The sequence below is a fragment of the Oscillibacter valericigenes genome (assembly GCF_021531915.1).
Lineage (GTDB): Bacteria > Bacillota > Clostridia > Oscillospirales > Oscillospiraceae > Oscillibacter > Oscillibacter valericigenes_A.
On record NZ_JAFBIV010000003.1, the window covers coordinates 59,166 to 70,588 of the forward strand.

At 60.6% G+C, this 11,423-nt stretch carries 9 protein-coding genes; all 9 read left to right on the top strand.

Features of this window, described 5'->3' with window-relative positions; all coding sequences use genetic code 11:
* The 9 genes from JQM66_RS03465 to JQM66_RS03505 all read left to right on the top strand — a co-directional run bounded on the left by JQM66_RS03465 (position 1) and on the right by JQM66_RS03505 (position 11,404).
* Positions 1 to 1,524 carry a tripartite tricarboxylate transporter permease gene (locus JQM66_RS03465; protein ID WP_235228416.1) on the top strand — a complete coding sequence of 508 codons (1,524 nt, stop codon included), beginning with the start codon at positions 1 to 3 and terminating at the stop codon, positions 1,522 to 1,524.
* A gap of 62 nt (positions 1,525 to 1,586) precedes the next feature.
* Positions 1,587 to 2,639 carry a tripartite tricarboxylate transporter substrate-binding protein gene (locus JQM66_RS03470; protein WP_235228417.1) on the top strand — a complete coding sequence of 351 codons (1,053 nt, stop codon included), beginning with the start codon at positions 1,587 to 1,589 and terminating at the stop codon, positions 2,637 to 2,639.
* 98 nt (positions 2,640 to 2,737) lie between these two features.
* Entirely contained in the window at positions 2,738 to 4,630 is a 1,893-nt protein-coding gene (locus JQM66_RS03475; RefSeq protein WP_235228418.1) for a sigma 54-interacting transcriptional regulator, read from the top strand.
* Between the two features lie 37 nt (positions 4,631 to 4,667).
* On the top strand, positions 4,668 to 5,711 hold the full coding sequence (locus JQM66_RS03480; protein ID WP_235228419.1) for an AbrB family transcriptional regulator: 1,044 nt from the start codon (positions 4,668 to 4,670) through the stop codon (positions 5,709 to 5,711).
* Between the two features lie 298 nt (positions 5,712 to 6,009).
* Entirely contained in the window at positions 6,010 to 7,035 is a 1,026-nt protein-coding gene (locus JQM66_RS03485; protein ID WP_235228420.1) for a LacI family DNA-binding transcriptional regulator, read from the top strand.
* Between the two features lie 94 nt (positions 7,036 to 7,129).
* Positions 7,130 to 8,413 carry a nickel pincer cofactor-dependent isomerase, group 22 gene (locus JQM66_RS03490; protein ID WP_235228421.1) on the top strand — a complete coding sequence of 428 codons (1,284 nt, stop codon included), beginning with the start codon at positions 7,130 to 7,132 and terminating at the stop codon, positions 8,411 to 8,413.
* 99 nt (positions 8,414 to 8,512) lie between these two features.
* Positions 8,513 to 9,883, top strand: coding sequence for a GntP family permease (locus JQM66_RS03495; RefSeq protein ID WP_235228422.1), 1,371 nt, complete (start codon positions 8,513 to 8,515; stop codon positions 9,881 to 9,883).
* Positions 9,884 to 9,935: 52 nt separating this feature from the next.
* Positions 9,936 to 10,226, top strand: coding sequence for a UxaA family hydrolase (locus JQM66_RS03500; RefSeq protein WP_235228423.1), 291 nt, complete (start codon positions 9,936 to 9,938; stop codon positions 10,224 to 10,226).
* 14 nt (positions 10,227 to 10,240) lie between these two features.
* Positions 10,241 to 11,404 carry a UxaA family hydrolase gene (locus JQM66_RS03505; protein ID WP_235228424.1) on the top strand — a complete coding sequence of 388 codons (1,164 nt, stop codon included), beginning with the start codon at positions 10,241 to 10,243 and terminating at the stop codon, positions 11,402 to 11,404.
* Positions 11,405 to 11,423: the final 19 nt, after the last annotated feature.

Consider the following 11,423-nt stretch of genomic DNA (forward strand, 5'->3'; position numbering starts at 1 on the left):
ATGGAAAACTTTCTGTCCCTGCTGGCCGGTTTCCAGGTAGCCCTCGCTCCTGAGAACATCGGTGCCTGCCTGCTGGGCGCTGTTCTGGGTCTGGTGGTGGGCGCCATGCCCGGCATCGGCTCCCTGGCTGGCTGCGCCCTGCTGCTGCCCCTGACCTACAAATTCAATCCCACCACTGCCATCATCATGCTGGGCGCCCTGTACTATTCCAATATGTACGGCGGCTCCTTCAGCGCCATCCTGCTGAACATCCCCGGCGACTCCCCGGCCATTACCACCGCCCTAGATGGCTACCCCATGGCCAAAAAGGGCCGTCCCGGCCAGGCTCTGATGGCGGCTAACATCGCCAGCTTCCTGGGCGGCACCATCGGCATCCTGATCCTGACCCTGACCGCTTCCGGTCTGGCCACCCTGGGTCTGAAGTTCGGCTACGCCGAGATGACCCTGATCCTGCTGATCGCCATGACCTCCATCAGCTGGCTGATCGGCGAGAACCCCATCAAGGGCATCGTCATCACCATGCTGGGCATTCTGGTGGCCTCCATCGGTATGGATACCCTGTCCGGCGCTCCCCGCTTTGAGTTCGGCAACATGTATCTGCTGGGCGGTGTGCCCTTCACTCCCTTCATTATCGGCTGTGTGGGCTTTGCCCAGGTCATCAAGCTCATCAATGAGCGCGAGGCCGACGAGAAGAAGCGGGCCAACGAGGACAGCAAGACCAAGCTGTCCATCCGCCAGTCCATGCTGACCGGTCACGATTTCAAGCGCATCCTGCCTCCCATCCTCCGTTCCGGCGTGATGGGCACCTTCGTGGGCGTGCTGCCCGGTTCCGGTGCCACCACCGGCTCCATGGTGGGCTACGCCATGCAGAAGAAGTTCAAGAGCGAGGAGCCCATGGGCACCGGCGCTATCGAGGGCATCGCCGCCTCTGAGGCCGCCAACAACGCCGCGGCCGCAGGCGCCTTCGCTCCCCTGCTGGCTCTGGGCATCCCCGGCTCCGGCACCGGCGCCGTCCTGCTGGGCGGTCTGATGATGTGGGGCTTGAATCCCGGCCCCCTGCTGTTCGACAGCAACCCTGAGTTCTGCTGGGGTCTGATCTCCTCCATGTACATGGCCAACGTGTTCACCCTGCTGGTGGCCATTCTGGTCATTCCTTTCCTGATCAAGATCCTCAGTGTGCCCGTTAAGTACATGATTCCCATCATCACCTGCGTATGCATCGTGGGCGCCTATTCCACCAGCAACTCCATGTACGGTGTGATCGTGATGTTCGTGTCCGGCATCGTGGGTTACCTGCTGGATAAGAACGGCTTCCCCACCGCTCCCATGCTGCTGGCCTTCGTGCTGGCTCCCATGCTGGAGAAAAACATGCGCAAGGCCTTCATTGCTTCCCAGGGCAGTCTGAAGATTTTTGTCGACTCCCCCCTGAAGCTGGTGCTGCTGGCCGTGTTCCTGGTGCTGGTGCTCACCCCCGTGGTCAAGAGCATCCGCCGGAAGATGAAGGCCAAGAAGGCACAGGCCTGACCCCCATTCCTCAGTTTTCCAATAAAAATGGAAATATATTTGAAAAGAAGGAGAAAAAAATCATGAAGAAACTGATGGCCCTGACTCTTGCACTGCTCATGGCCCTGTCTCTGGCTGCCTGCGGCGGCAAGAAGACCGAGCAGCCCGCCACCTCTGGCAACAACGCTTCCACCGAGACCGCTGCTTTCGTTCCCAGCAAGAACATCACCTGGATCTGCACCTCTTCCGCCGGCGGCGGCTCCGACATCTTCTCCCGTAAGATCGCCGACATCATGAAGAACGACAATCTGGTCAACGGCCAGACCATCGTTGTCTCCAACGAGACCGACGGCTCCGGCGAGGTTGGCCGCAACAAGGTGGCTACCATGAAGGCTGGCGACGCCGACTACACCCTGCTGACCTTCAACTCCGGCGACCTGATGCCCATGGTCAAGAACACCAAGAACCGTTCCTCCAACTTCCGCATCCTGGCCATCATGGCTGTGGACAAGCAGCTGCTGTTCTCCTGCCCCGGCTCCGAGGCCAAGACGGACTATGCCAAGGCCGGCGGCGACCAGAACGACTTCGCTGCTGCCATTGAGGCTGCCAAGAACGGCACCTTCGTGGTCATCGGCGGTTCCAAGGGCGACGATATCACCACCTATGGCAAGCTGCTGGCCGAGGTCGGTCTGACCGAGCAGCAGATGGGCTACATCACCTACGACTCCACCTCCGACGCCATCACCGCTGCTCTGGGCGGCAACGTGGACTTCGTCATCTCCAAGCCCGCCGCCGCTTCCCAGTATGTGGAGTCCGGCGACCTGAACGCCGTCCTGGCTCTGGCCAACGAGCGCTATGCCGGCAACCTGGCCGACGCCCCCACCCTGTCTGAGATCGGCAGCTACAACAATGTGGAAGTTCCCGTGTGGCGTGGCGTTGCCGCTCCCGCCGCCATGAGCGATGCCGCTGTGGCCTTCTGGTCTGAGGCTCTGGGCAAGGTGTCCGCTTCCGATGCTTGGCACACCGAGTACCTGCAGAAGAACCAGCTGCTGGACGAGTACAAGGATACCGTCGCCGCCACCGAGTATGTCACCGCCTATGAGGCTGACTACATGGCTGCCAACGGTTTGAGCTAAGACTTGAGCTGAGTTACAATTTGTAGTATGATTGAGGCGGGTCGCTTTTGCAGGCCCGCCTCAATTATACTTATGACAGCTGCAGGAGGGAGAGCGCCATGGTCAACGTCATCGTATTCGTACCGTCGCCCAGCCAGCTGAGCTATGTGGAAGGCCTGGTCCGGGACATGCAGACGGATGAGGTCCATATCGACGTGGTCCACCGTTTCGGCAGTCCGGAGATCCTGAATCATCTGGACAGCTACGACGTGGTCCTGGCCCGGGGCATCACCTACCGCATGGTCTGCGCCCAGTACCCCGGCAAGCATGTCATCCACCTGGCCTTTGACGGCACCGATATTCTGGAAGCGCTCCTGCACTGCCGGGAGGACTTCCATCCGAAGAAGATCGGCCTCTGTCTCAAGCGGGATGAATTGAAGCCCGTTCTGGCGGCTCTGTGCGAGTTCACCCATGCGGACATCCGCCTCTACGAAGTGGTGGATGAGCAGAGTGCCTACGATGCCGTGGACGCTTGCCAGCGGGACAGAGTAGACGCCGTGGTCAGCGGCGGTACCGTCAGCGATATCTGCCAGAAGCGGGGCATGCCCTGCACCTACATCAATATCCGCCCGGCCACCCTGGAACGGGCAATGCAGGAGGTCCTGAACACCGCCCGTACCATCAACACTGAGCGCACCAAGACAAACATCATCCGCATGATCCTGGACAACAGTGATGACGCGGTGCTGGCCGTGGACGAGACTGGCCGCGTTCTGGAGGCCAACGGTCAGGCCTACCAGCTGTATCAGCTGGCCTTCCTTCACAACTGGCAGGGACTTCCCGTCCGGGATATCAATCCCCAGTTGTCCTTTATCGGCAGCCGGGAGGCACCTTGCCGGGACGGTGAGGAAACCATTATCAATCTGGGTGGCCAGAAGTACTACGTCAAATACAAGCTGATCTCCGGTGAGGCCTCCGGTATCGGCACGCTGATCACCACCAGTTCCGCCAGCAAGATCCTGCAGGAGGAGCGCCAGCTTCGGAAGAGCCTGGTGCGAAAGAGCTCCTCCGTCAAGTACACCTTCCGGGATATCATTGCGGTGAATCCGGAGATGCAGAAAAAGGTGGAGATCGCCAAGAAATTCAGCCAGGCCCACTCCAACGTGCTGATCACCGGCGAGACCGGCACCGGCAAGGAACTGTTTGCCCACAGCATCCACGCTGCCAGCGGCCGCATGAATCAGCCCTTTGTGGCCATCAACTGCGCCACGCTGCCGGAAAACCTGCTGGAAAGCGAGCTGTTCGGCTATGAACCCGGCTCCTTCTCCGGTGCGTCCCGGGAGGGAAAGGCAGGCCTTTTTGAACTAGCCCATCACGGCACCATTTTTCTGGACGAGATCGGCGAGATCCCTGTGGCACTGCAGGCCAAGCTGCTGCGGGTCCTGCAGGAGAAGGAGATCCGCCGGATCGGCAGCGCCGCCACGATCCCCATTGACGTGCGGGTCATCGCCGCCACCAACGTGAACATTCAGGAGCAGATCGCCCAGGGCCGCTTCCGCAGCGACCTGCTGTACCGGCTGAACGCTCTAGAGATCTATATTCCCCCGCTGCGGGAGCGTCCGGACGACGTGATCCCCCTGATGGAGGGCCAGCTGCGGATTCTGGCCGCTGAGCAGGGCAAAAAGGTGCCGAAGCTGTCCGCCGAGGCGCAGGATATTCTGCGCCTCTATGCCTGGCCTGGCAATGTGCGGGAGCTGCGCAACATTTGCGAACGGCTGGTGGTGTTAAACGACTCTTCGGATGTGGATGTGGAAACACTGAACGAGCTGCATGTGTTTTCCGGCAGCGCCCAGCCCTCTCCCGCACTGCAGCACAAGCCTGCAGCAACCCTTGTGCCTCCTCCGGCAAAAAAGAAAAAAGATCTGGCCCGGGAGCTGGGTGTCAGCCGCACGACGCTGTGGCGAATGAGCAAGCGTCAGGAAGCTGTCGCCCAGAAGAAGGACCAGGATTGATCCGTCGGCTTCTTTGAGCCGTATAGGGAGGACCTCTATGATACAAACCGTGCTGACACTGGCTTTGAGCACCACTGTCGGATATCTCCTTTACCGGAAACACGTCCCCGCCGGCATGCTGATCGGTGCGGTCATCGCCTCGGCAGTGCTGACTGCCGTATTCCACGCAGACAGCATCCCCAACGCGGCCAAAAACATGGCCCAGGTAATTGCGGGCACCTTCATCGGATGCTCCGCCAGGCGGGAGGATTTCCGCCAGCTGCGGACCTTCTGGAAGCCGGTACTGATGATCACCTGCTCCCTGCTGGTAGTGAATCTGGCCATCGGTTTCCTGCTGTGTCTGGTCGGATATTCTGATCTGCTGACCTGCCTGGTCTGCGCCATACCCGGCGGCATTGCGGAGACCACGCTGATCGCCTCGGATTTCGGCGCCGACCCCTCCAAGGTCTTGCTGGTTCATTTCTGCCGTCTGATCGTAGGACTGATGGTTTTCCCCCTGGTGGTAGAGCGCTTTACACCTCCCATGCCGGAAACAGCCTCGACGGAACAGGACCCCGCCGGCGAAAGGCCGGACCCACGGCGCAATGCGCTCCGCCTGCTGGCGGCCCTGGCTATCGCCGCTTTGTGTGCCTGGGGCGGCAGTCTGCTGCATATTCCGGCAGCTCCTGTGCTCTGTTCCCTCCTGAGCACATTTCTGCTGAACATCAGTGGTTTTCCCATTCGTTTTCCCCACTGGCTGCGCCGTGTGGCCCAGGTCCTCTCCGGCGCATATATCGGCTGCCTGCTGGACCCCTCCCGCTTCGGCAGTATCCTGACCGTCCTGTGGGCCATTCTCATCACCACCGTCGTGCTGCTGGCCAACGCGGCTGTATTTGGCAAGTGGATGGAGCGGCTGTTCGGCGTCCCCCTGCGGGAAGGGATGCTGATGCTGACTCCCGCCGGCGCATCGGACATGGCGCTGATCTCCGCCGATATCGGCGTCAGCAGCCCCCGGCTCATCCTGGTGCAGATCTACCGGCTGATCATCGCCACGGCCATTTTTCCCCAGATCTGTCTGCTGATCAGTGGCCTGTTTTCCTGAATACACAGCACGCTCCGGGCTTTCCCCCGGAGCGTGCTGTCATAAATGGGCAGGCGTGCTCTGGAATTTGATACATCTTTAACAATAGCACAAAAACCGACTCATTTTTCGTCATATATGACAGTTGAAAACTGCTCCAACAGAAATTATACTGAATTTAACAAGGTATATTTCCGGGCGAAAATGTTTCGCTTTTCTTTTTACATCAGTTTCGTGCACGTTCACGGCATGATGCGCGTGCTGTGCATGTACAAGTGTCCGGACTTCAAACCAAGTTAACGAAGGGAGGAAACGAGTCATGACAACTATTGAGACCATTGCCGAAAAGGCCGGTGTATCCCGAGGAACCGTGGACCGGGTCCTCCACAACCGGGGACAGGTTAAACCGGAGACGGCGGAAAAGGTCCGGGCCGTCATGGAGGAGATGAACTTCCAGCCCAACGCCCTGGGCCGGGCCTTCTATTTTGCCCGGAAAAAGAACAAGATCGGCGTTCTGGTCTCCTTCCGTGAGCCGGATTTTCAGGTGCAGGTCATGCAGGGCATCAGCAGCGGCATTGCCTATGCCAAGCAGCACGGGTTGGAGACCGTGACGGAGTTTGCCCCGCCGGGTGATCCTGACGCCTATCTGGCAGCTCTGGACCGGCTGCTGGACAGTGGCGTGCAGGGACTGGTGCTGCGCGGCATTGCGTCGGAGGCAGTCAATGGCCGTCTTCGGGCGCTCTCGGAGGAACATCTCCCCATTATCACATATAACCAAGACATCGAAAGTGATTTGCGGGACTGCTTTGTAGGCCAGGATTCCTATAAAAGCGGTGCCTGCGCCGCCTTTTTGATGCAACAGATCTCACCGAAACAGGGCTGTACCCTGATCGTGGGCGTTGACCCGCTCCACAACTCCAGCGAGGAGCGCATCCGGGGCTTCACCGGTCATTTTCAAAACGCGTCCAGCGGGGAGATGGATGTGTCCCATGTGATCTACGGCAGAGGTGACCACGATATCGTTTACCGGCTGACGCGGGAAAAGCTGACGGAGCATCCGGAACTGACGGGAATTTTCGTCAGCGGTGCAGGCCTGAGCGGCGCCGCCCAGGCGGTGGATGACGCCGGACTCTCCGGAATAGTCAAAGTTGTGGGCTTCGACGTTACCGACTCCAACATGGCCTTTATGAAAAAGGGCACCGTACAGTTCCTCATCGACCAGGGGCCGTACTTGCAGGGCTACCACTCCATTCAGCTTCTGACAGATGCCCTGTTTCAGGACCGTCCCGTAGAGACCTCGTATTACGACACAGGCATCCAGATCAAGAACTTGTATAACTGCTGATACTTTCCGGGCAAAAGCTGCCCGTTCAGTTGAACAATAGTTTAATTTTGGCCGCCGTTTCAGAGAGACAGCGGCCATACAGGAGGAAAGAGATATGGAGACCATTACCAACCTCATCAAAGACACCCCCATTCCCCGCATGGTCAAGGTCCGCCAGAACTTTGACAAAACCTGCATCCCCGAGAGCGACATCCCCGGCGTCATCATCCGGGAGCTGGACCGCCCCGAGATCGGCGGCAAGATCCAGCCCGGCCAGAAAATCGCCATCACCTGCGGCAGCCGCGGCATCAACCACAACGCCCTGATGGCCCGGACCATCGTGGACTTCGTCAAGTCCAAGGGCGCCGAGCCCTACATCGTGGCCGCCATGGGCAGCCACGGCGGTGCCACCGCCGAGGGCCAGACCCAGATCCTGAAGGACTACGGCATCACCGAGGAGGCCATGGGCTGCCCCGTCAAGAGCTCCATGGAGACCGTCCAGATCGGCATCTCCGGCGTCCGCCACCAGCCGGTGTTCATTGACAAGAACGCCTCCGAGGCGGACGGCATCATCCTCTTCAACCGCATCAAGCCCCACACCTCCTTCCGGGGCCCCTACGAGAGCGGCCTGATGAAGATGATGGCCATCGGCCTGGGTAAGCAGAAGGGCGCCGAGAGCATCCACCACCAGAGCCCCGCCATCATGCACGAGCTGGTGGAGGAGTATGGCCGGACCATTCTGGAGAACGCTCCCGTTCTGGGCGGCATCGCCATCATTGAGAACGCCTACGACGACACCTACCTCATCAAGGGCCTGAGCCCCGAGGAGATCATCACCGATGAGCCCAAGCTGAAGGAGATCTCCTACAAGACCATCGCCCACCTGCTGTTTGACAAGTGCGACGTGCTGGTGGTGGACAAGATCGGCAAAAACATCTCCGGCGACGGTATGGACCCCAACGTGTCCGGCCGCTTTGTGCTGCCTCAGTACTGCACCGGCGGTATTCAGGCGGAAAAGTGTGTCGTCTTGGACATCACCGATGAGACCCACGGCAACGCCCAGGGCATCGGCCTGGCGGAGGTCACTACCCGACGTCTGGTGAACCGCATGAAGCTGGAGATGACCTATCCCACCGGCGTCACCAACACCTTCCTGCACCTGATGAAGATCCCCATGATCATGGACAATGACCGGGAGGCCCTGCAGCTGGCCCTCATGTGCTGCCCCGAGGCCGAGGATCACGACAACATGAAGATGATCCGTATTCCCAACACCGCCCACATCGGCGTCATTGAGATCTCCGAGGGGATGCTGCCCCTGGTGCAGAACAACCCCAACTTCGAGATCCTCACCGAGCCCTACGACCTGCCCTTCGACGAGAACGGCAATCTGTTCTGAGAACATCCGGGATCCTGTCATCTATTTCCCCCGGTGTTTGAATAATTCAGCGGTCCAGCAATTTCTGGTTCTGCGTAAAAGAGAAAGGAAAAAGAAATTATGGTATCTCCCGCACTGCTTATTTTGCATTTGGTGATCGCGATCGCCATCATCCTGGTGTGCATCATCGTCCTGAAGCTCAACGCCTCCATCGGCATGGTCATCGCCTGCCTGTACATGGGTATCATGGGCGGCCTGGGCGTGATGGACACGGTGTCCACCATCTCCTCCGGCTTCGGCAACATGATGACCGGCATCGGCCTGCCCATCGGCTTCGGCGTCATTCTGGGCCAGCTGCTCAATGACAGCGGCGCCGCCAGCGTCATCGCCGACAAGATCGTCTCCGCCTTCCCCGAGAAGCGGGCCATGTGGGCCATCTCCCTGGCCGGCTTCGTGCTGTCCATCCCCGTGTTCTTCGACGTCACCTTCGTCATCCTGATCCCCATCGGCATCACCATCGCCGCCAAGATCAGCAAGAAGATGTGCTACGTCACCGGCTGCCTGACCATCGGTGCCACCACCGCTCACTGCGTGGTACCTCCCACCCCCAACCCCCTGGCTGCCGCTGACATCTTCGGCTTCGATCTGGGCATCATGATGGGCGTCGGCCTGGTGGTGGGCCTCATCACCGTGCTGGTCAGCGACTTTGTGTTCATCAAGATCCACGACAAGGGCATCTGGAACGAGGAGAAGGACGTGAACCACAGCTCCAACGTGGTCACCGAGCTGCTGGAGTCCGCCAAGCGCGACGCTGACTCCAACCGTCCCCGTCCCTCCTTCGCCATGAGCCTGCTGCCCATCATCATCCCCATCGTCTGCATCCTGGCCGGCACCGTGGGCAACGCCCTGTTCGACGAGTCCCCCGTGATCTGCAAGTTCCTGGGCGAGAAGGTCATCGCCATGCTGCTGGGCACCCTGGGCGCTTACCTGGTTAGCCTGAAGTATATCGGCCGCGAGAACTTTGAGAAGTCCGCCGGCGAGGCCCTGAAGAGCGCCGGCGTGGTGCTGCTGATCACTGGTGCTGGCGGCAGCTTCTCCTCCGTCATCGCCGCCACCGGCATCGGCAACTCCATCGTCTCCCTGCTGAGCACCGGCGCCAGCTCCGTAGTGCCCGCCATGTTCCTGTGCTATCTGATCGGCATGATCTTCCGCGTGGCCCAGGGCTCCGGCACCGTGGCCGGCATGACCTCCATGACCATCATGGCCACCGTGGCGCCCGCCATCGGCTGCCATCCCGTGTGGCTGGCTCTGGCCTGCCTGTCCGGCGGCAACTCCATCGGCCACGTCAACGACTCCGGCTTCTGGGTCGCCACCAACATGTCCGGCCTGACGGTCACCGGCGGCCTGAAGACCTACACCCTGGGCTCCTTCATCTCCTCCGTGTGCATCTTCGTGCTGGCCCTGATCGGTGCCCTGGTCATCCCCCTGTAAGAGAACTGCTGATATAAATCGGTCTGCGGACCCTGAAAAGGAGTAATCAGCCATGCGCAATGCAATGATCATCGACGCGAAAGACAATGTGGCTGTCGCCATTGAGCCCATCGCCAAGGGCGACAATGCCGTCTATGTCTGCGAGGGCAGAGAAGTCAGCCTGCCCGCCCTGGAGGACATCACCATCTACCACAAGCTGGCCACCCGGGACATCGCCAAGGGCGAGCCTGTGGTGAAGTACGGCGAGCATATCGGCGTCGCCTCCAGCGACATCAAGGCCGGTGAGCACGTCCACGTCCACAACGTGGAGGGTCACCGGGAAGACCTGGAAGCGAAAGAGTAAGGAGGAAACGAGCAATGACTTTTTACGGTTATAAGCGTCCCGACGGCCGCGTGGGCGTTCGGAACTATGTGCTGATCCTGCCCGCCAGCGTCTGCGCCTCCGATACCACCCGCATCATCGCCCAGCAGGTGATGGGCTCCGTCACCTTCAACAACCAGCAGGGCTGCTCCCAGGTGGCCTCCGACCAGCAGCTGACCATGGACGTGATGGCGGGCTACGCCGCCAACCCCAACGTCTACGGCACCGTGGTGGTATCCCTGGGCTGCGAGAACTGCCAGATGGACCTGGTGGTGAAGGCCATCCAGGAGCGGACCAACAAGCCCCTGAAGCAGGTCATCATCCAGGAGGCCGGCGGCACCCTGAAGGCCGTGGACATGGCCGTCCGCTACGCCAAGGAGATGGTGGCGGAGGCCTCCCTGCTCCAGAAGGAGGAGTTCCCCCTCTCCGAGCTCATCGTGGGCACCGAGTGCGGCGGCTCCGACCCCACCAGCGGCCTGGCCGCCAACCCTGTCATCGGCGAGATGAGCGACCGCATCGTGGCCGCCGGCGGCACCTCCATCCTGTCTGAGACCACGGAGTTCATCGGCGCCGAGCACATTCTGGCCCGCCGCGCCGCCACCCCCGAGGTCCATGACCGCATCTTTGAGATCGTCCACCGCTACGAGGCCGCTCTGCGGCTGGTGGGCGAGGAGGTCCGGGAGGGCAATCCCTCTCCGGGCAACAAGGCCGGCGGCATCACCACCCTGGAGGAGAAGTCCCTGGGCTGCATCCACAAGGGCGGTCACAGCCCCGTCAACGCCGTGTACGACTACGCCAAGCAGGTGGAGGCCAAGCAGGGCCTGGTCATTATGGACACCCCGGGCAACGACCCCTCCTCCGTGGCGGCCATGGTGGCCGGCGGTGCCCAGGTGGTGGTTTTCTCCAGCGGCCGGGGCACCCCCACCGGCAACCCCATCGCCCCCGTCATCAAGATCACCGGCAACAAGCTGACCTTCGCCAAGATGGAGGATAACATCGACCTGGATGCCTCCCCCCTCATCTACGGCACCAAGACCCTGGAGGAGCTGGGCGGCGACCTGCTGAACATGGTGGTGGAGACCGCCTGCGGCAAGCAGACCAAGGCCGAATCCCTGGGCTTCACCGAAATGGCCATCGCCCGGGTGTGCAACTACGTCTAACGGGTACGAATCTATCTAA